Below are 20,748 nucleotides of genomic sequence, written 5' to 3' on the forward strand. Positions count from 1 at the left end.
TTGCCCGCTCCCACACAGACTGCATTCCAAGGTTGGATAGTGGTTAGCCGTAGAAGCGCGGGCGATCCGGCAGGCTGACTTTCACAATCTGCCCACTGCCCTGGGCTTCAATACACGCATCCGCCGCCACCGCCGCGGCAAACCCATCCCACGCCGATGGGCCCCCGACCTGGCCGGCCAGCACGCTGTCGATAAACGCCTGCAACTCCACGTCATAGGCAGCGATAAACCGATCCTTCCAGTCCATCAAAATCGCATTGGACAACTTGGCGCCACTGCGCAGCTGTACCTGGGACGGTTCCGGCAACTTGGCGATGCCGGTCTCCCCTACCACTTCGCACTGGATGTCGTAGCCGTATTGGCAGTTCACAAACACTTCCACGTCGATGCGCGTGCCCCTGGCAGTTTCCAGCAGCACGATCTGCGGGTCGCGCAGGTGGGCCAGCGCCTTGCTGGTCTTGCGCGGGAACACCACTTGTACGCTGACGTAGTCGTCGTTGAGCAGCCAACGCAACACGTCCAGCTCGTGGATCAACGTATCGGTAATCGCCATGTCGGTCTTGTAGTTCTCGCCGACCGACGGGTTACGGTGCGCGCAGTGCAGCATCAGCGGCTCGCCGATCTGGCCGCTGTCGATCACCGCTTTCAAGGCGCGATAACCTTCATCGTAGGGGCGCATGAAGCCCACTTGCACCAGGCGCTTGCCGTAGGCCACTTCGGCCTCGACGATCTTGCGGCAGCCTTCGGCGGTCACTGCCAGGGGTTTTTCACAGAACACCGGTTTGCCGGCGGCAATGGCGGCGAGCACGAACGCTTCATGGCTCGGGCCCCAGGATGTCACCAGGATCGCCTCGACCTGGGGCGAGTTGATCAATGCATGACCGTCCGGGTACACCTCGGCGTCCAGCTTCAGGTCCGCGACCACCTTGGCGGCCTGCTCAAGATTGATGTCGGTGACCGCCACCACCTGGCTGTTGAGCAGCGCCTGGCTGCAACGACGAATATGGTCACAGCCGATGGCGCCGGTACCGATCACACCTAGCTTCAAAGACATACAAACACTCCTCTTGTTATTAGTACTGCCGGGCCTTGGCCAGGTGTTCATTGAGTTTTTTTGCGGCGGCCTGGGTGCGTTCGCTGGTGGACACCTGCGCCACGCCCACCCGCCACCACGACAGGTAGCCGTGGATCATGGTCTTGGGCAGCACCTTGATATCGATCAGCGTCGAGACCGTTTGCGTGCGCGCATCCGCCAGGGCCGCTTCAAGCTGCTCCACGGTGCTGACCTTGTAGGTCTTGCAACCGTAGGCGGCGGCGCTCATGGCAAAATCCACCGGCACCAGGCCACCGTCGAGCTTGCCGCTCTCGGGGTTGCGAAAGCGGAACTCGGTGCCGAAGCTGTCCATGCCATTGCCGATCTGCAGGTTGTTGATGCAACCGAAGGCCATATTGTCCAGCAGCACCACGTTAATCTTGCGGCGTTCCTGGATCGAGGTGGCCAGCTCCGAGTGCAGCATCATGTAGGAGCCGTCCCCGACCAGGGCGTAGACCTCCTTGGTCGGCTCGGCCAATTTCACGCCGAGGGCGGCGTTGATCTCGTAGCCCATGCACGAATAACCATATTCGACGTGATAGGTGTTGACGCCCTTGCTGCGCCAGGCGCGCTGCAGATCACCGGGCAGGCTGCCAGCAGCGGCCACGATGATCGCGTCGTCGGCCAGGGTTTGGTTGAGCACGCCGAGCACGCGGCTTTGGGTCAGGCACGAGCCGGTCAGCTCGATAAACTCACGCAGCACCGCGCGGTCCAGGTGGTCGTCGACTTCCGGCACAAAGTGATCGCCCTGGTATTGCACCTGATGCACGCGGTCCACTTCGGCGTCGAGTTGCGCCTTGGCGTCACCGACCTGCTCGCCCCAGCCGGAGCGATAATCCCCAAGGGCATCAGCCAGCGCTTCAAGGGCGACTTTGGCGTCGGCCAGCACTTGCACGCCGTCCAGCTTCAATGCGTCGCACGGGCTGATATTGAGGTTGAGAAACGTCACGTCGGCGTGTTTGAACAGCGACTTGGACGAGGTGGTGAAGTCGGTATACCGGGTGCCGATACCGATGATCAGGTCAGCTTGGGGCGCCAGCAAATTCGCCGCCAGGCAACCGGTTTCGCCAATACCGCCGACATTCAGCGGGTGGCTGGAGACCACCGCGCTCTTGCCCGCCTGGGTTTCCGCGAAGGGAATATCAAAGCGCTCGGCAAAGGCTTGCAGCGCAGCGTTGGCGCCGGAATATTTGACCCCGCCGCCGCAGATGACCAGCGGTTTACGCTTGCCCCGGAAAGCCGCCAGCGCGTCGCCGATCATCGCGCTGGTGGCTGGGCGCCGTTCGATACGGTGGACACGTTTTTGCAGGAAGTAATCGGGATAGTCCCAGGCTTCAGCCTGCACGTCTTGCGGCAAGGCCAAGGTCACCGCACCGGTGTCGGCCGGGTCGGTCAGCACACGCATGGCGTGGATCGCTGCGCTCATCAGTTGCTCAGGGCGGTTGATACGGTCCCAGTATTTGCTCACCGAGCGGAACGCATCATTGGTGCTGATGCTCAGGTCGTGGAACTGCTCGATCTGTTGCAGCACCGGGTCGGGCTGGCGGCTGGCGTAGACGTCGCCCGGCAACAGCAGCAATGGGATCCGGTTGGCCGTGGCGGTTGCCGCAGCGGTCAGCATATTCGCCGCACCGGGGCCCACGGAGGCCGTGCACGCATAGATCTTGCGACGCAGGTGCTGCTTGGCGAAACCGATGGCCGCGTGGGCCATACCTTGCTCGTTGCGGCCCTGATGCACCACCAGGTCACCCCTGTCCTGCTCCAGCGCCTGGCCCAGGCCGAGCACATTGCCGTGGCCAAAAATCGTGAACACCCCGGCGACAAACTTGCTCTGTACACCATCGACTTCGATGTATTGGTTATCCAGGAACTTCACCAGGGCCTGGGCCATGGTCAAACGGGTTGTGGTCATGTCGCGCCCCTTATCGTTTTTGCAGGTGGGCAATGCTTGCCCCCACTGCCTGCTGGATATCCGCCAACGCGTGCACGCTTTCGGCAAACGGCTCGAACGACAGGTAGCCGCTGTAGTCTGTGCTGAGCAAGGTGTCGATCTGCGCCGCATTGCCGAGGATATCGCCCTCGCCCACCAGCACGCGGTGGCCGTCGCGGATCGCGTTGAGCGGCGCCTCGGCATCTTCCACGCCGGAGATATGCACCAGGCCAGTCAGCTCCGGGAAGAACTCATGCTCGCCGGCCAAGTGATGGTGGAAGGTGTCGTGCACCAGGCGGAACACATCCAGGCCACCGATGGACTGGATTGCATCCACCGCCACACGCTTGCGGCGCAGGGCGCACTCTTCAAAACCCAAGGGTTCGATAAAGCCGAGAATCCCGTACTCACGCAGGATCGGCGCCAGCTCGCTCAGTGCGGTACGCAACCCGGCGGCACGCCGGGCCTCATCGCGGCTGTCATCACGCTCGTTGAGCGGGCACATCACCAGCCCCTGGGCGCCGCATTCACGGGCATAGGTGGCGAGCTTGATCGCCTGGGCACGGCGTTCATCGTTCCACACATCAAAGGGGTACAGCGCGTTGATCGACAGCACCTTGATGCCCTGCTCTGCGCAGAGTTGGCGTACCTGGTCGGCCGGGGTGCCGAATTCGATTTCCTTGCCCGCCAGGTCATTGCGCAGCTCGATGGCGTCGCATTGGAGCGCAACCGCCAACTGGATGAAATCCGGCAGGGCCAGGTTGGGCGCGACCATGCGGTTAAGGGCAAAACGTAGAGGCAACTTCATGGGTGTTCTCCGTCCAAAACCGTATCAGAGGTCCAGCAGCCAACTGTGCTGCGGGTCGTTGTGGAAATGCCAGGCGCGCTTGGGGCCGGCCATGACGTTCAGGTAGTAGGACTCGTAGCCATACGGCACGCTGACCGGGTGATACCCCTTGGGCACCACCACCAGGTCGCTGTTTTCCACGGCCATGGCCTGGTCGATGCTGCGGTCGTCGGTGTACACCCGCTGGAACACGAACCCCTGGGGCGGGTTGACCTGGTGGTAGTAGGTCTCCTCGAGAAAGCTCTGGTGCGGCAAGTCATCCGTATCGTGCTTATGGGGCGGGTAGCTCGACGAATGCCCAGACGGCGTGCGCACCTCCACCACCAACAGCGAATGGGCCGGCTCGCTGTCGGGCAGGATGTCGCACACGTAGCGGGTGTTGGCGCCTTTGCCGCGCACGCTACGCTTGCAATGCTCGGGGCGGATCAGGCGCGGCGCGTAACCGGCGGCACCGGGCGCGGCGCACACGGCAATCTGCACATCGCTCAACGCGCTGACCTGGGCCGTGGTGCCGGGCGGCAGGTACGCGGCGAACGGAGATTTGTCCTCGAACACCGACTGGCGATCACCGAGGTTCTGCCAGCTGAAACCCTCGCCTTCGATGCTGACTCGACCACTGAGCAACACCAGGCACAGCTCCTGATCGCCGGTGCTGACCGGCAGGGTTTCCCCCAGGCTCAGGCGGTAGGCGGCGAAGCCCACGTACTTCAGGCGCCCGGTTTCCAGGGCGACCATGGTTTGGCCGCGTTGACTGCTTTTTACCAGCAAGCTCATGTCCGGGTCCTCTCATTGAGCAGCGCGCGCAAGGTGTCATAGCCCTTTTTCGCGTAGATATAGCTGGGCGCCACGGCCGGGTCCTGCTCGGCTTCCACCACCAGCCAGCCCTCATAGTTCGCGGCCAGCAGGACGTCCAACAGGGGCGCAAAGTCGATATCGCCATCCCCCGGCACGGTGAAGGTGCCGTTGACGATGCAATCGGGAAAACTCCACATCTGGTTGCGCGCCAGTTGCACCACCGGTTTGCGCACGTCTTTAAAATGCACGTGGCAGACGCGGTCGATGTGCTTGCGCAAGACCTCGATAGGCTCACCGCCGCCCATGTAGCAGTGGCCCGAGTCAAACAGCAGACCGACTTCCGGCCCCGTCCGGGCCATCAGTTGGTCGATGTCTTGCGGGGATTCGACGTAGGCGCCCATGTGGTGGTGATAGGCCAGGCGCACGCCTTGGGACAGGGTGAAGCGCGCAAGCTCAGTGAGTTTGTCGGCGTAGTCCTGCCAGGCTTGCTCGCCGTGGAACCGCGGGCGTTCGATCAGGCGGATGCGCGAGCCCTGGATCGAGTCAGCGACTTCGCCGTACACCAGCACGTTGGCGCCATTGTGTTTGAGCAGGTCGACATGGCCGGCGATGGCTTCGATTTCCTCGGCCACCGAACGCCGGGCCAGGCGACTGGAGTACCAACCGGACACCAACGCCAGGTCATAGGGCCGCAGCACATCGCCGACGCCCTTGGCATCCTTGGGGAATTTGCCGTTGAGTTCAAAACCTTCGTAGCCGATTTCCTTGCCTTCGCTCAGGGCGGTGCTCAGCGGCGTTTCACCGCCGAGGGCCGGCAGGTCGTCGTTGCTCCAGGAGATCGGGTTGATGCCAATTCGGATTGCGGGCATGGCTGCACCTTTATTATTTTCAGGTATCACTGAGATCTGCTTTAGGTGGCAGGGGGCTTGCTCCCGATAGCGGTAGTTCAGTGACACAAGTGTTGCCTGACACACGGCTATCGGGAGCAAGCCCCCTCCCACATTTGACCCCATTTAATTTCGCGCGCTGAGCCAGGCGTTGATGAGTTGTTCGAAGGTCGCCTGCACTTGCTGGATCAGCGTTTCATCATCAATCTCCCCCGCCATCCACGCGCGGCTCGGTTCCTGGAAGATCGTGCGCCCCACCGCAAACCCACGGCAAGTGGTGCTCAGGCGTGCTTGCTGGAAGCCATCGGCCAGGCACTGCGCCGAAGCATTCAGGCCCAACAGCACCACGCCACGACAGTACGGGTCGCGCTCCTGGATGAGTTCGTCGAGCTTTTTCCAGTCCTCGGCCGATTGCGCTTCGATCTTCCACCACGCCGGGTAAATGCCCAGGTTGTACAACCGCTTGAGGCTGCGGTAGAGCACATCGGGATAGGTGGACGGGTGATCCTTGGGCGGGATGACTTCCAGCAGCAGTTCATGACCACTGACCACGGACGCCTCGTACACCGCCTTGAGTTGCGCTTCCTGCTCCAGGCGCAGCATCGGCTCGTCGTCGGGGTGGAACTGCACCAGGCACTTGATGACTTGCTCCTGGGGCCAGGCAATCAGGTTACTGCCAATCGAGCGGCCATGCTCGAACGCCAAGGGGCGTGAGTTCTGCACCTCCACTGGACGGGCGATCCACCAGCCGCGACCGCTGGCGGCGTTGAGTGCATCCTGGCCGAAGCGTTGGTCGGCCAGCAGGCCCACATCCGCCTCGACCCCCTGCTCGCTGAGTTTGCGCTCCACGCGTTCGATGGCCTGGATAAACAGCTGCTTGATGTCGCTGATGCGCGCCAGGTCCTGGCCGCCTTTTTGCGCCAGGTCCACCAGTTGCCAGCGGTGGTCGAAGGCAAACACGAACAGTTGCTTCCACGCCTTGCGCGGTACCGTGACACGGTGCAGGCGCTGCAGGGTCACGTCTTGATCGGGGCGCGTGATGGGCACCGGGCTGCTGAACAGGTAGTCCAGCTCGGCAGGCGTCGGCATGGCCGGGGCGCAGGCATGGCGCGAGACAACCAGGCCACCGCAAGCGTTGCCCAGTTGGCTGCAACGCTCATCGCTGGCGTCATTGAGCCAGCCACTGAGGAAGCCCGACATGAAGGCATCGCCGGCGCCCAGCACATTGAGCACTTCAACGCGCACGCCGGGGTAGAGGGCGCCGTCTTCCAAACGCGCAGGAATCGCGCCGTGGATCACCGTGCACCCCTGGGGGCCCAGCTTGACCACCAGGGTGGCCGGGGTCAGCTCGCGCACGGTACGCAGGGCCGTGAGCAAATCCTCACTGCCACCGGCGATCAGGAATTCTTCTTCCGTGCCGACGATCAGGTCGAAACGCGGCAGGATTTTCTGCACGTGCTGGCTGACAGTCTGGTCGGCGACGAAGCGGGTTTCGCCATCCGCCTTGCCTGCCAGCCCCCATAGGACCGGGCGGTAGTCGATATCCAGCACACGCTTGACGTTGTGCTTGGCCGCGTAATCCAGGGCCTGGAGGCTGGCCTTGTACACGCCGTCGGTAGAGAAATGCGTACCGGTGATCAGCAGCGCCTTGCTGGAGGCAATAAAGGCTTCGCTGATGTCTTCGGCGCGCAGGGCCATGTCGGCGCAGTTCTCGCGGTAGAACACCAAGGGAAAGGTTTCACGGTCCTTGAGGCCCAGCAGCACCAGCGCAGTGAGGCGTTCCGGGTCAACCTTGATGCCGCTGACATCACAGCCTTCACGAGCCAGGGACTCCACCAGGAAACGGCCCATGTGGTCGTCGCCCACACGGCTCAACATCGCCGACTTGAGGCCCAGCCGGGCGGTGCCGAAGGCGATATTGGCGGAGGAACCGCCGAGGTACTTGGCAAAGCTGGATACGTCCTCAAGCCGTGCACCGACTTGCTGTGCATAGAGGTCGACGCCCAGGCGCCCGAGGCAAATCAGATCCAATTGACGCCCACTGGCAAAACGAGTCTGGCCCATGCTGGCTCCTGTTATTTTTATCAGCCTGCGCTGTGCCGCCGTGGTGACGGCAAACGCTCTTGGTGGAAGCAGACTAGAACGTCCGGCGACGGCAATCAATATTTATTCCATAATTATTTTTTGTGGAATATTTTTTCCAATACGTCAGCATAGGGGCACGCCAGCGCCCATGCATCGTTTCAGCAGGCCATGCAGGCCGTGATGCCGGGGTATTTTTTTGCGCCTACCCTGTAGACTTGCGCCACCCATCAGCGCACCAGACGAATACGCCAGAAGGATTGCCCATGTCCCGCACCGATCCCGAGACTCCCCTGGAAGACACCATCGCCAGCCCTCCGATCAATGCCGAACGCCTGTTGCAGCTGATCACCGACGAATACGAGAGCCTGCCACGCCAGCTCAAGCGCATTGCCAGCTACATGAGCCAGCAGAGCGACCGGATCATGGTCGACCGCATCAGCGACATCGCCCGGGAATGCGAAGTGCACCCGTCAGCCATCGTGCGGTTTTCCCAACGCTTTGGCTTCAGCGGGTTCAGTGAGATGCAGACGCTGTTTCGCGAGGCCTATACCCACAAGACCACGCCGGTACAGAACTACCAGCAACGCATTCGCAGCATGATCGCCAACAAGTCGCAGAAGGCCAGCGGTGGCGACCTGGCGCGCGAGTGTGTCAACGCCACGTTGTCGGGCATCGAGCGCCTGGGGCTGGAGCTCGATGACACGGCCTTCGAGAAAGCCGTGGACCTGGTGGTCAACGCCGACAACATCTACGTGGTCGGCGTACGCCGCTCGTTTGCGGTGGCCGACTACCTGGTCTACAACCTGCAGCACACCAATAAACGCATCCACCTGATCTCGGGCCTGGGCGGCAGCTACCGCGAGCAGATGCGCAGTGTGCGGGCCAATGACTTGGTGATTGCGATCAGCTTTACGCCGTACGGTAAAGAAACCCAGCATTGCCTGCGCATTGCCCAGCATCACCAGGCCAAGACCCTGATCATCACCGACAGCAACCTGTCGCCCCTGGCCAAGCGGGCGAACGCGGTGCTGTTGGTCAATGAAGGTTCCTCGTTTGCGTTCCGCTCGCTGAGCGCCACGTTGTGCCTGTGCCAGGCGTTGTTCATTGCGGTGGCGTACCGGTTGGAACTGAAGGTGGATGAGATTCACGAGCAGGTCGGGTTCGACGACTGACCGCGCCTACAGCAACTGTGCCAGGGCGCGGCCGTGAAAACGGATCTGCGCCAGCGTCAATGCGGTGTAGCCAATAATCACCGCCGGCGGCAAAGCCACCTCCACACAGAACCTGCCCAGCGGCTGCAACGTCAACCCGACGGCGGCGGCGCGGGCGCAAAACTCGAGCTCTGCCGACCCCGCCGGCAACCACAACACAAAGTGCAACCCGGCGTGCTGGCCTGTGACCGTGCAGCCTTGCGGCAGACATGCGAGCAACGTATCCCGCCGCGCCTGATAAGCCTGTCGCGAAGCGCGCAGGTGGCGCACAAAGGCACCGCTGCCCAGAAACTCCACCAAGCCCAATTGATCCGTAGCGCCCACCGCCTGCCCGGTCAGTTGCAAGGTGCGCAGCAATGACGGGCGCAGCGCTTTGGGTACCACCATAAAACCGACCCGCAAGCCGGGAAACAGGTTCTTGTTGAAGCTGCCGCAATAGATCACGCGGTCGTTCGAGTCCAGGGATTTGAGTGCCGCCAAGGGCGCGCTGGTGTAGTTGTACTCGCTGTCATAGTCGTCTTCGACCACCCAAGCGTTCGCGCGGGCCGCCCAATCCAGCAACGCCAAACGACGCGAGACCGACAGGGTCATGCCCAGGGGAGCCTGGTGGGCAGGCGTGACATAAGCCAGCCGTGCCTGCCCAGGAAGTTGCTCGGTATCGAGCCCCTCGTCGGTGACCGGGATCGCCTGAATGCGTGCACCGGCCAGGCTGAACCGCTGCCGTGCCGGTTTATACCCAGGGTCTTCGACGCAGGCGGTGTCACCCGGTTGGAGCAACGTGCGAGCGATCAGGTCGAGGCCATGGCGAATACCGCTGGTGACAATCACTTCATCGGCCTCGCAGTGCATGCCGCGATAGCTGCGCAGGTAGTCCGCGATCTGTTCACGCAAGGCCGGCAGCCCCGCAGGATGGGCCGCCTCCAATGCACCAGGGCCCGCCGCCAGCAGCCCACGGGCGATACAGCGTGCCCAGGTTTTCAGGTCGAACAGGCTGGCATCCGGGCGCCGGGCGACAAAGGGCACATGGCTCTGCACACCGCCATGGGGCGGGTCGGGCTCGGGCGGTCGGCGTGGGGTTTGGGCCAGCATCGGGGCCGCGATGAATTGCTCGGGGATCACGGCGCACACCCGCGTCCCGGACCCGGCCACGCGCTGCACATAGCCTTCGTCATGCAAACGATCGAAGGCCGCTTCCAGCGTGCCACGTGACACCAGCCAGCGCACGGCCAGGCTGCGCGTGGACGGCAAGCGGCTGCCCGCGGGTAATTGCCGACTCAGGATCGCGCGACGCAGGGCCTCGTAAGCGCCCTGCTGTTTGCCCGCATCCAGCGTTTCGGGACGCGGCAGGTCCGGAGTGGACGGGGCTTTTCTTCGGCTCATAGTGGTCCAGTCATTTAAGGCATAAGTGGCTCTCAGGATTAAACCACAAAGTCGCTAGAGTTCGGGTTCTACTCCTTGCGAGACACCTTTTCCATGACTCAACGCCTCCTCGCCCCCTGGTTCTGGTTAACCCTGCTGACGGTACTGGTGGGCCTGCCGCGCCTCACCCTGGACCTGCACTTGCCCGCCCTGCCCGCCATGGCCGACTACTTCCAGACCCGTGACAGCCAATTGCAACTGGTCCTCACCCTGTACACCCTCGGTTCGGCGATTTCCTTGCTGGTCAGCGGCCCGCTCATCGACCGCTTCGGCCGTCGCCCGGTGCTGCTGGCCGGGTTGACGCTCTATGTGCTGGCGAGCGCCACCTGCGCGCTGGCCGACAGCCTGGGCGTGTTGATCATCGCGCGTCTGTTCCAGGCCCTCGGCGGATGCTGTACTACGGTGATTGGGCGGGTGATCGTGCGTGATTATTTCGACCGTCAGGAACAGGCGCGGATGCTGGGGCTGATCTCCATGGCCATGGCCGTATCGCCCATGGTCGCGCCCGTGCTCGGTAGCCTGCTACTGCCGCTGATGGGTTGGCGTGGCCTGTTCGTATTACTGGGTGTGACCGGCGCGCTGTTGTGCCTGGTGGTACAGCGGCGCCTACCGGAAACGCGACCGCCAGAAGTGGCGGCGGCACCGCCCGCCCATTTGTGGCGCACCTACAGCCACGTGCTGCGCGACCGTTATTTCCTGCGTTACGCCTTGGCGATCGGTTGTGTGTACAGCACCTATTTCCCGTTTATCAGCGAGTCGTCGGCGTTGCTACAACGGGGCTTTCATTTGTCTACAACCGAGTACGCGCTGGTATTTGCGGCGACGATCAGCGGCTACCTGTTGGGCGCCCACCTGTTTAGGCGCCTGGTAATGCGCTTGGAAGCGGACCGTTTGATCGGCGCCGCGATCGGGCTGAACGTGCTGGGCAGTGTCGCCCTCGCCGCCACCACGGCGGCATGGCCGCAAGCGTGGCTGGCGATCGTGCTGCCGATGGTGGTGATCATGGTGTCGGTGGGGATGGCGATTCCGGCCTGCCAACTGTCGGTGCTACAGCCTTACGGCGCGATCGCTGGGACGGTGTCGGGGTTGTTCTTTTTCATCCAGATGTTCCTGACGGCCCTGAGCAGTTGGGCCACCGGGTTACTCTCCGATGGAACGTCGCAACCGTTAGTGATCATGACCGCGCTGGCCAGTGCACTCCTGGTGGCGGGTTGGCTGACACTGCGCAAAACCCAAGGTGGGAGGGAGCTGGCTGGCAATAGCGGTGGATCAGTCAGCTTATCCTCAGCTGACCCACAGCCATCGGGGGCAAGCCCCCTCCCACCTTTTTACGGTGCAGTGTCAGGCCAATTGGGTGGACAGCCAGTACAAGCCAGCACCTTCACTCACTGACACACAGCAGATCCAAGTGTGGGAGGGGGCTTGCTCCCGATAGCGGTGGATCAGTCAGCTTATCCTCAGCTGACCCACTGCCATCGGGGGCAAGCCCCCTCCCACCTTTTTACGGTGCAGTGTCAGGCCCATTGGGTGAACAGCCAGTACAAGTCAGCACCTTCACTCACTGATACACAGCAGATCAAAGTGTGGGAGGGGGCTTGCTCCCGATAGTGGTGGATCAGTCAGCTTATCCTCAGCTGACCCACTGCCATCGGGGGCAAGCCCCCTCCCACAATGGACCGAGCCAGGCCCGGAATCAGTGCATGAAGATCGCGATCAGGATGATGACCGGGATCGGTACACCGAGGAACCACAGCAATAATGAGCGCATGATGTTCTCCTTGAGTTAACGGGCGAAGTGTTCGGTTTCGACGTAGACCACGGCATCCCGGCGACGGCCGCCGAAGGTCGCCGCGAAACTGGCGAAAAAGGCCCCGATCAACAGCGCAACGAAGGTCCACAGCGAGGTGTAGGCGGCGACTTTCGCGGCTGTGTCTGCGGCCTGCTTGGCTTTGAGCTTGGCGTCTTCGACGGCTTTGCGGGCATCGCCATACACCTTGTCGATTCGCGCCTGGGCATCGGCCTGGCTGAGGTTGGTGCGCTGGCTGATCAACTGTGCGAGGTAGGTACGATCTTCGGGAGCCAATTGACCATCATTGCCCAGGGTACGGGCGAAGATGCGACCGACCACGGCATGGGCCGAATCCTCACTGACGGCAGCTGGGCGATCATCACGGAACAGGCTGTCGACGTAATAGCCGAAGTCACCACTGTCGGCGCCCTTTGCTGCGCTACCGGCCGCTTGCGTCAGGCCGCTGGCGGCACCCGAAGCAACGCGGGCACCGGCTTTCACACCGCCGCTGACAACGCTGCTGACCGAACCGACCACCAGCACCGCCGTGAGGAGTGTGGCCACCGACCACGCCAGGAAGCCATGGGCGGTGTCGCGAAAGTACACCTCATCGCCATGCATGTTGGCCCATTTCACGCGCAACCGGCCGGCAATGTAGCCGCCCAGGCCGGACGCGACGATCTGGGTAAAGGCCAGCCAGACAATCGTGGAAATGCCAAGGCCCTTGGCACTGATACCGCTGTCGGCCCACGGCGACACCGCCGAAAAGCCCAGGCCGAAGCCCAGCAACACCAGAATCAATGACAGTGCAGCCGCGGCAGCGGCCCCAGCAAAAATCGCCCCCCAGGAAACCCCGGAGAGCGTGCTTGACTCTTGCAGCATGGATGAGGATGTGATCATTGTTGTTTCGCTCCAGGCATGAAAAATAGTGTTACAAGTCTCAAAAGGGACAGTGCAGGCACCATGCCAGTCGCCGTATAAATGAAACTCCATATATTTCAACGCATTAAATAATTTGAACTCCCCGAACCCGTGCAAGATGCAAGAATGCGCCCAGGCAAGCGTGCGTTATGCATCCCCGGGGGAAATGTACAGGTTTTGCCAACATGAACTTTTTTTTAGTAAGCCGACTATCATTTCTTGGCAAAATGCCCCCACTTCTAGTGTGAACGCTCACCAGGTAATCCTATGACCCGCATTTTGACCATCGAGGATGACGCCGTAACGGCCCGCGAGATCGTCGCCGAGCTGAGTAGCCATGGACTGGACGTAGATTGGGTGGACAACGGCCGCGAAGGCCTGGTCCGTGCCGTGAGCGGTGATTACGACCTGATCACCCTCGACCGCATGTTGCCCGAGCTGGATGGCCTGGCCATCGTCACCACCCTGCGTACCATCGGGGTGTCCACGCCGATCCTGATGATCAGTGCCCTCTCCGATGTCGACGAGCGCGTCCGCGGCCTGCGTGCCGGTGGCGATGACTACCTGACCAAACCGTTCGCCTCCGACGAAATGGCCGCACGTGTCGAAGTACTGCTGCGCCGCAAGAGCACGGTCAAGGAGTTCGAGACGGCCCTGCGCGTGGCCGACCTGGAGTTGAACCTGATCAGCCGCGAAGCCAGCCGTGCCGAACAGCCGCTGAGCCTGCTGCCGACCGAATACAAACTGCTTGAATTCCTGATGCGCAACACCGGGCAGATCCTGTCGCGCATGATGATCTTCGAGGAAGTCTGGGGCTATCACTTCGACCCTGGCACCAACTTGATCGACGTGCACATCGGGCGCTTGCGCAAGAAAATCGATCCACCGGGCCTCACGCCGTTGATCCGCACGGTACGAGGTTCCGGTTATGTCATTGCTGAACCCCTCTAAGGGCTGGCGTTCTTCCAGCAGTCGCTTGCTGGCCCTGTACAGTTCGCTGTTTGTGGCCTGGAGCTGCATCCTCATGGGGGTGCTGTATTACGAGGTGTCAGGCTACCTCGGCGACTTGTCGCGCCATTCGCTGATGCAGCGCCAGCACCTGTTCCAGCGTTTCGACGGCGAAGAGCTGGTGGAAGCACTGACCACCAGCATGACCTTCGACATGAAGGGCGTTGATGCCTACGGCCTGTTCGATAACCAATTTCGCCCCTTGAGCGGGCCGATCCGCGCGGTGCCGCCTGACCTGCCCCTGGATGGCAAGATCCACGCCCTGGCCAACTGCGTCGACTCCGACGACCCGAAACTGCCCAAGGACAGCTGCGACGCCGTGGCCACCCACACCGAAGATGGCCGCTGGCTGGTGCTGGTGCGCGCCAACGGTTCATTGTTTGGCGTGACCCGCATCATCTGGCATGCCCTGCTGTGGGCGCTGTCGCTGACCATCATCCCGGGCGCCGCCGGCTGGCACTTGTTACGCCGCCGCCCGCTGCGGCGGATTCGCAGCATCCAGGCCAGCGCCGAGGCCATCGTCGCCGGTGACCTGACCCACCGCCTGCCCCTGTCCAACCGTCGCGACGAACTGGACATGCTCGCCGCCATCGTCAACGCCATGCTCGACCGCATCGAGAAGCTGATGAACGAGGTCAAGGGCGTGTGCGACAACATCGCCCACGACCTGCGCACCCCGCTGACGCGCTTGCGTGCACAGCTTTACCGCATCAAGCAACAAGCCGAAGAAGACTCGGCCCACGCGGTGAAACTGGATGACGCCATTGCCGAAACGGACACGCTGATGGCGCGCTTTCGTGGGTTATTGCGGATTTCCGAACTGGAAGACCACCAACGCCGCTCGGGCTTCCTGGTGATGGACCCCCTGCCACTGTTGCGCGAACTGCATGATTTCTACCTGCCCCTGGCAGAAGAAGGCGAAATGGAGTTGGTGCTGCAAACCCCCGACTCGCTGCCGTGGATTACGGGCGACCGCGCCCTCTTGTTCGAAGCCTTGGCCAATCTGTTGAGCAACTCGATCAAGTTCACCCCGCCTGCCGGCAAGGTCATCTTGCGTGCGATCAACGATGCCGGCAGCACGCGCATCGAAGTGCTCGACTCCGGCCCCGGCATTCCGATGGCTGAGCGCGACTCCGTGTTCCAGCGTTTCTACCGCGTGGACGAGAGTGACCAGCAAGGTGGCTTTGGCTTGGGGCTGTCGATTGTGGCGGCGATCATCAACTTGCATGGCTTCAAGCTCGAAGTCGGCACCAGCGAACTGGGCGGCGCCCGCCTGGTGCTGGAATGTCGCCGGCAGTTGATGCCCGAATAGGTCGCGTAAAAGGTAAGGCGATCAAAATGCGGGAGGAGGCATGCCCCTCCCCCATTTAGCCTAGAGCACGCTCCCCATCGCCTTGATCAACACCGGGTCACGCCCATAGATATCCGGCGCGTACACCAGCCCACCCTGGCGATCCACTTCCACCGTCCAATACCCCAACAACACCGGCACCGGCGTGGCCAGCCTGAATTCATGGGTCACACCGGTGGCCAGCAACTCATCGGTGCGGGTGCGTTCGGCCGGGCTGACCAGCAAGTCGCGCAGCAGCAAGGGCTGCTCCACCCTCACACACCCTGAACTGAAGGCCCGCGGCCCTTTGGTAAACAGTGGCTGACTGGGCGTGTCATGCAGGTACACCGAGAACGGGTTGGGAAAGCGCATCACGATCCGGCCCAAGGGGTTGCGCGGGCCGGCGTCCTGGCGCAGCAGAATGTTGCCGGGGCGCGTCCAGTCAACCTGGTCGGCGGCCAGTGGGCGACCTTGGGCGTCAAGTACTTGCAGGTTCTGCTGGCGCAGGTATTCGGGGTTGAGGCGGATAGCCGGGAGCTTGTCCTCGCGCATGATGGTCGGCGGGATGGTCCAGGTAGGGTTGAGGGTCAGCCGGGTGATGCGCGACTTGAGCAGCGGCGTCTGGCGTTCAGCCCGGCCCACTTGCAGGCGGGTTTGCCAGACGGGAATACCGCTCTGATACACACTCAGTTGCGCCGCCGCGACGTTGACCACCACGCCTTCGGGTTCCAGGTCCTGGGCCAGCCAGCGGAAACGCTCAAGGTTGATGCGCAATTGTTCGCGGCGCATGGCCGGGCTGATGTTGAGCTCGGCCACGGTGCCCGCGCCGATAACCCCGTCGGCTTGCAACGAGTGGCTGAGCTGGAACGCCTTCACCGCCTTGACCACTTCGCCCTGGTATTGCCTGCCGTTGCCGCTGGGTGCCTTGGCCAGGTAACCACCGCTGTACAAGCGCCGCGCCAGTTCCGGCACACGTGGGTCGTCCATCCCCGGGCGCAACAGGGGGCCACCGGCGACCGGGCCCCAATGGGGCAGCGGTTGCTGGCGCACCGTGGCATAGGCATTGCGCAGGCTGCGGTACAAGTCGGCGCTGGGACGCGCCTGGTCGAAGGCTTTGGGCATGTCTTGCAGGCCCGTGGCGGCGAATGCCAGCACCTCGGTATTCGGATCGCGGGTGGGCGGCTGGGAATGCCAGACCGGTTCGAAACGTGATTGTTGCAGGCGCCCGTAATGCAGGTCCTGCAAGGCTTGCAGGTACTGCCGGCTGCTGTCGATATCGCTGCACAACACGTTGGCCGTGGCATCCACCGCAGGCAGGCTATAGTGGGTGGGGTCCAGGCCATCGTCAGCCAACATCAGCAACTGGGATTGCAAGGCGTGACGACGCCCGTCGACGGACCACAGCGGCCCATCACCCTGCTGCTGATAGAACGCTTGCAGGCGCAGCAGCGCGGCAGCATCGATGTGTGGGGCGAGGCCGGGGCAAACGCCGGGCAACTGCGCCAGGGCCTGTTGCAGCGGGCTGGTGGCTAAAACGGGTACAACGTCCACCGGCAGCACATCGGCTGTCGCGACCAGTGGTGCAACGAGCAAGCAAATGCTCAAGTAACATGCGTGTTTTTTGAACAATTGACCTGGCTCCAATCCACCGCGGGGGATGCTCTGTAGATGCTGACTTTCATAGGCCGCCTCGGCTTGATCACCGTGACGCTGGCGACGCTGAGCACGGGTGCGCTCGCCGCCAATGGTACCGCTCCTTCTTTGTATAGCAGCCTGGCGCGCTCGGCTCCAGAACTCAATCCCACCGTACTGAAAAGCGCCCTGAGCGCGGTGCAGTGCGCGGTCAATAACGGCGAAGAACGTTCCGATCGCCTAGCGGTTATTGACTACTCCCAACCCTCGACCGCTCGTCGGCTGTGGATCTTCGATTTGCGCAAAAAGACCCTGGTATTACGCGACCTGGTGGCCCACGGCGCCAATTCCGGGGAGAACTTCGCCACCCAGTTCTCCAACCTCGAGGGCAGCCACCAGTCCAGCCTGGGCCTGTTCCGCACCCAGGAAAGCTACCTGGGCACCCATGGCTACTCACTGCGCATGGACGGCCTGGAACCCGGTTTCAATGACCAGGCCCGCGATCGCGCCCTGGTGATTCATGCCGCCGACTACGTCAACCCGGCATGGAGCAAGCGCGAAGGCCGTATCGGCCGCAGCCAGGGTTGCCCCGCAGTGCGCCCGCAGGTGGCACGCCAGGTCGTGGACAAGCTCAAGGATGGGCAGTTCATGTTTTCCTGGTACCCGGACCAGCATTGGCTGAAGTCTTCGACGTACCTGAACTGCAAGCCCCAACAAGTGGCGAGTAGTCGTACAATCCGTGGCGGATAGCCTGTCCCCATCGATAAAAGAGAGCCTCGCATGCTTCTACACACGTCCACCTGGATCGAGATCGGGCAATTTCTGGAACGCAGCCGTACCGTGGTGATTCCCATCGGCTCCAACGAGCAGCATGGCCCTACCGGCTTGCTGGGCACCGACTGGATGTGCCCGGAAATCATCGCCCATCAAGCACAGAAAAACGCCGACATCCTGGTCGGCCCGACCTTCAATATCGGCATGGCCCAGCACCACCTGGGTTTTCCCGGCACCATTTCCCTGCGCCCTTCCACCTTCATCGCCGCGATTGGCGACTGGGTGCGTTCGCTGGCCGGGCATGGTTTCGAGAAGATCCTGTTCTTGAACGGCCATGGCGGCAACATCGCCACCATTGAAGCCGCATTTTCAGAGCTGTACGCCGAGGCCAGCTACGCCCGCCGCCCGGCCGGGTTCGCGCTCAAGCTGGTGAACTGGTGGGACCTGGAAGGCGTCAACGACCTGGCCCAGCGCCAATTCCCAGTGGGCCACGGCAGCCACGCAACCCCCTCGGAAATTGCGGTGACGCAATGGGCTTATCCGGAGTCGATCAAGTCCGCCGACTATTCACCACAAATCGCCAACACCGGTCCGATCCGCGAAGCGCTGGACTTCCGCGCACGCTTCCCCGATGGGCGCATGGGCTCGGACCCGGCCCTGGCAACCGTGGAAAAAGGTGGTGAGTTGGTGGCGTTGGCGGCCAAAGGGTTGATCAAGACAGTCGATAGCTTCAGCAACGAAGCCAAACCCTGAGTCGAATACCGATCCAAATCTGTGGGGCTTGCTCTAATGCCTGTCAGTTAAGGCTGAACGCTGTATCTGTGGCCTCCCTCGCCACAGGTTACTTTTTAGCCTTTCTCCTTCTTAACTGACTGGCATTAGGGCTTGGGCTTACTTGCAGTCCTGGGCCGCCTGCTCGAGTCGCGACGGTTTGATCGCCGAGGCCAGCGGTTTGCGCTCATACAGGAAGACCTTGGTGCCGTCCTGGGACTTGTAGGCTTCCAGCACATCATCGGCGGCAATCTTGCTGGTCAACAGCACTTTGGCGTGACGCGAATTCTGGGTCACGGTCGAGGTGATGCCATGCTTTTCAAGCTTGGGCAGTACACACTGCACATAGCCTTCAGGGGTCTTGTCAGTTTGCAGGGTCAACGACGGTGAGTTGGGAGCAGTGATACAACCGGTCAGCAACAAAGAAGCAAAGGCCAGGGCCGGGACGAAAAAAGAGCGCATAAACATTCCTGAGAAAAACCAATAGGGTTCACATCGATCCGCGGGTCAACCGGTGCGGACCAGCGCCTTGAGCGACGCATCAAACTGCTTCAAGGCATCTTGCTGTACATCTCTTTGCTGCTCGATCAGAGCGGCGATTTCGGGCGCCGACTTGTCGTGCACCCACACCGACGGCACCTGCTTATCCACCGAGCCTTCGGCCTTGGCGATGTATTGCAGGTTCGCGTCATAGAACCTTGCGGTAAAGCGCGCTTGGACGATGTCGTTACGCTGGGTCAGCAACTGGTTATGGGTATCGAGCACCGCCACCACGTCCGGATGCGCCTGCACCAGGGCATCCAGGCTGCTATAGACCGTCACTGAGAGAAAAGTGCCGTGCAGCGAGTGCATTAACCAATCGATGGCCAGTTCCGGGTCAGAGCTGTTGACGAACGCCTCGCGAATGCGCCCGTCCAGGGCACCTTTGGCGCCGTTCAGAGCCATGTCATGGTAGCGTTCCAGGTAGCTGAGGTTGTCGCGGGTATTTTCGCTGTACAACACACCCACCGATTGCGCGCGCTGCAGGAAGTCTACGCTACCGACGAGTGGCAGCAAATGGCCTGCATGCAGTTCATCGGCAATTGCCGGGGTGGTCACGACTGCCGTGCCCAGCATCAGGGTCATTAATACCCGTTGGATCATCATCCTCATCGCGCAATCTCCTTGAGCCGTGTCTCGATGGGGCAATTGTCCTTGTTTTCCACAAAAACAGAACGTGTGATCCTTGATGGTGACTATCATTTGAACCGATAGTCTCAGGCAGCCCATAAAACCTATAAGGAACCCGCTATGAAGCCTCACCAGAAAACCTTCGACCGCATCCGCGAAGCCGTACTGCCGGAGTTTCGCGAGCGGGTCGCCGATTACCTGGTCGATTATGAAACCGTGCTGCAGGACACCACCGCTGACGCCGACCAACACTGCGCCAGCGCCCAGCAGCTGCGCGGTTACCTGCGTGGCTTGAACACCACGCGGGTGCTGGGCATGGCCGATTGGGAAGACCTCGACCGGCGCGTCACTCAAGAATGGCTCTAACGCCCTTTCACTCAGGCCGTTGCAGGTTGACCCAGGCTTGCACCGACGGCCTTTGCCACTGGCGTTGCGCATAGGCCACCAACTCGGCAGGCACCGCATCACCGTTGAGGATCAGGCGGTTAAGCATCAATGCCAGGTCCACATCGGCAATCGACCAGTCGCCGAACAGGTACTCAGGGTTACCGGCCAACAACGCTTGCGCCGCACTGATCAACTTGCCTGCGGCGGCTTGTGCCACCGGCGACAACGGCGGCATCTTCTGCCCATAGAACACCACGAGCGTCGAACGCTCCTGGCGAATCGGCAGCAAATCACTGCGCAACCATGCCTGGACCTGACGCGCCCTCGCCCGCCGTTGCAGGTCGACCGGGTAAACGCGGCGCTCGGGGTAGGCTTCGTCCAGGTATTCCGTGATCGCCGAAGATTCCGAGAGGGCAAAGTCTGCGTCCAGGAGCGTCGGCACCCGCTGGGTCAGGGACAGTTGAGCGTAATCCGCTGCCTGGTTTTGCGCCGCGTCCAAGTCCAAGGTAAGGGTCTCGAACGCCAGGCCTTTTTCCCGCAGGGTAACGAACACCGACAGGGCGTAGGGGCTGGTGAACATCGAATCAACGTAGAGGCGCAGCGGACGGTGGCTCATGGACAATCTCCTGGGTTGAGCCCCCACGCTACGAGATCCGGGCCGATAAAGACAATGCGAGGTTTTTATGGGGGCATTCCTGG

General features: G+C 61.9%; 19 protein-coding genes. 7 read left to right on the top strand and 12 right to left on the bottom strand.

Annotated features, from left to right (window positions below; genetic code table 11):
• Positions 1-43 precede the first annotated feature (43 nt).
• The 6 genes from M5B43_RS22550 to iolC form a co-directional block, all read right to left on the bottom strand.
• Positions 44-1,054, bottom strand: a complete 1,011-nt coding sequence (locus tag M5B43_RS22550) for a Gfo/Idh/MocA family oxidoreductase (protein ID WP_248752150.1) — start codon at positions 1,052-1,054, stop codon at positions 44-46.
• A gap of 19 nt (positions 1,055-1,073) precedes the next feature.
• On the bottom strand, positions 1,074-3,005 hold the full coding sequence (iolD, locus tag M5B43_RS22555; RefSeq protein ID WP_248752151.1) for a 3D-(3,5/4)-trihydroxycyclohexane-1,2-dione acylhydrolase (decyclizing): 1,932 nt from the start codon (positions 3,003-3,005) through the stop codon (positions 1,074-1,076).
• Positions 3,006-3,015: 10 nt separating this feature from the next.
• Entirely contained in the window at positions 3,016-3,831 is an 816-nt protein-coding gene (locus M5B43_RS22560) for a TIM barrel protein (protein ID WP_248752152.1), read from the bottom strand.
• A 24-nt stretch (positions 3,832-3,855) separates the two neighbouring features.
• On the bottom strand, positions 3,856-4,644 hold the full coding sequence (gene iolB, locus M5B43_RS22565; protein WP_248752153.1) for a 5-deoxy-glucuronate isomerase: 789 nt from the start codon (positions 4,642-4,644) through the stop codon (positions 3,856-3,858).
• Positions 4,641-5,534 carry a myo-inosose-2 dehydratase gene (iolE, locus tag M5B43_RS22570; protein WP_248752154.1) on the bottom strand — a complete coding sequence of 298 codons (894 nt, stop codon included), beginning with the start codon at positions 5,532-5,534 and terminating at the stop codon, positions 4,641-4,643. The genes iolB and iolE overlap by 4 nt, the downstream gene beginning before the upstream one ends.
• 144 nt (positions 5,535-5,678) lie before the next feature.
• Positions 5,679-7,616 carry a 5-dehydro-2-deoxygluconokinase gene (gene iolC, locus M5B43_RS22575; protein WP_248752155.1) on the bottom strand — a complete coding sequence of 646 codons (1,938 nt, stop codon included), beginning with the start codon at positions 7,614-7,616 and terminating at the stop codon, positions 5,679-5,681.
• Positions 7,617-7,900: 284 nt separating this feature from the next.
• Between iolC and M5B43_RS22580 the strand changes: the two genes are divergently transcribed.
• Positions 7,901-8,809 carry a MurR/RpiR family transcriptional regulator gene (locus M5B43_RS22580; protein WP_248752156.1) on the top strand — a complete coding sequence of 303 codons (909 nt, stop codon included), beginning with the start codon at positions 7,901-7,903 and terminating at the stop codon, positions 8,807-8,809.
• Between the two features lie 6 nt (positions 8,810-8,815).
• Here M5B43_RS22580 and M5B43_RS22585 read toward each other — a convergent pair whose 3' ends face one another.
• The gene (locus M5B43_RS22585; protein WP_248752157.1) at positions 8,816-10,228 is read right to left on the bottom strand and encodes a PLP-dependent aminotransferase family protein; all 1,413 of its coding nucleotides are present in this window, start codon (positions 10,226-10,228) and stop codon (positions 8,816-8,818) included.
• 93 nt (positions 10,229-10,321) lie between these two features.
• On the opposite strand from M5B43_RS22585, the gene M5B43_RS22590 reads away from it, so the two are divergent.
• Positions 10,322-11,659 (top strand): multidrug effflux MFS transporter, encoded by a 1,338-nt coding sequence (locus M5B43_RS22590; protein ID WP_248752158.1) that lies wholly within the window; start codon positions 10,322-10,324, stop codon positions 11,657-11,659.
• Positions 11,660-12,050: 391 nt separating this feature from the next.
• On the opposite strand, the gene M5B43_RS22595 is transcribed toward M5B43_RS22590, so the two are convergent.
• Positions 12,051-12,956 (bottom strand): hypothetical protein, encoded by a 906-nt coding sequence (locus M5B43_RS22595; protein ID WP_248752159.1) that lies wholly within the window; start codon positions 12,954-12,956, stop codon positions 12,051-12,053.
• 288 nt (positions 12,957-13,244) lie between these two features.
• Between M5B43_RS22595 and M5B43_RS22600 the strand changes: the two genes are divergently transcribed.
• Complete coding sequence (locus M5B43_RS22600; RefSeq protein ID WP_003219726.1) at positions 13,245-13,928, top strand: response regulator transcription factor; 684 nt, start codon at positions 13,245-13,247, stop codon at positions 13,926-13,928.
• Positions 13,906-15,297 (top strand): HAMP domain-containing sensor histidine kinase, encoded by a 1,392-nt coding sequence (locus M5B43_RS22605; protein ID WP_248752160.1) that lies wholly within the window; start codon positions 13,906-13,908, stop codon positions 15,295-15,297. Before M5B43_RS22600 ends, M5B43_RS22605 begins: the two co-directional genes overlap by 23 nt.
• A 60-nt stretch (positions 15,298-15,357) precedes the next feature.
• Here the strand turns inward: M5B43_RS22605 and M5B43_RS22610 are convergent, their stop codons facing one another.
• Complete coding sequence (locus M5B43_RS22610) at positions 15,358-16,944, bottom strand: L,D-transpeptidase family protein (RefSeq protein ID WP_248752161.1); 1,587 nt, start codon at positions 16,942-16,944, stop codon at positions 15,358-15,360.
• Positions 16,945-16,983: 39 nt separating this feature from the next.
• On the opposite strand from M5B43_RS22610, the gene M5B43_RS22615 reads away from it, so the two are divergent.
• Both M5B43_RS22615 and M5B43_RS22620 read left to right on the top strand, forming a co-directional pair.
• Entirely contained in the window at positions 16,984-17,697 is a 714-nt protein-coding gene (locus M5B43_RS22615; protein ID WP_248752162.1) for a murein L,D-transpeptidase catalytic domain family protein, read from the top strand.
• A gap of 30 nt (positions 17,698-17,727) precedes the next feature.
• On the top strand, positions 17,728-18,474 hold the full coding sequence (locus M5B43_RS22620; RefSeq protein WP_248752163.1) for a creatininase family protein: 747 nt from the start codon (positions 17,728-17,730) through the stop codon (positions 18,472-18,474).
• A gap of 138 nt (positions 18,475-18,612) precedes the next feature.
• On the opposite strand, the gene M5B43_RS22625 is transcribed toward M5B43_RS22620, so the two are convergent.
• Positions 18,613-18,954 (bottom strand): hypothetical protein, encoded by a 342-nt coding sequence (locus M5B43_RS22625; RefSeq protein ID WP_248752164.1) that lies wholly within the window; start codon positions 18,952-18,954, stop codon positions 18,613-18,615.
• Between the two features lie 45 nt (positions 18,955-18,999).
• Positions 19,000-19,644 carry an ATPase gene (locus M5B43_RS22630; RefSeq protein ID WP_248752165.1) on the bottom strand — a complete coding sequence of 215 codons (645 nt, stop codon included), beginning with the start codon at positions 19,642-19,644 and terminating at the stop codon, positions 19,000-19,002.
• Between the two features lie 138 nt (positions 19,645-19,782).
• Between M5B43_RS22630 and M5B43_RS22635 the strand changes: the two genes are divergently transcribed.
• On the top strand, positions 19,783-20,028 hold the full coding sequence (locus M5B43_RS22635; protein WP_248752166.1) for a hypothetical protein: 246 nt from the start codon (positions 19,783-19,785) through the stop codon (positions 20,026-20,028).
• Between the two features lie 7 nt (positions 20,029-20,035).
• Here M5B43_RS22635 and yfcF read toward each other — a convergent pair whose 3' ends face one another.
• A complete protein-coding gene (gene yfcF / locus M5B43_RS22640) occupies positions 20,036-20,665 on the bottom strand; it encodes a glutathione transferase (protein ID WP_248752167.1) in 630 nt (209 codons plus the stop codon).
• Positions 20,666-20,748 lie beyond the last annotated feature (83 nt).

Origin of the sequence: Pseudomonas sp. MWU15-20650 (assembly GCF_023242475.1) — a bacterium.
In the GTDB taxonomy this organism is placed as follows: domain Bacteria; phylum Pseudomonadota; class Gammaproteobacteria; order Pseudomonadales; family Pseudomonadaceae; genus Aquipseudomonas.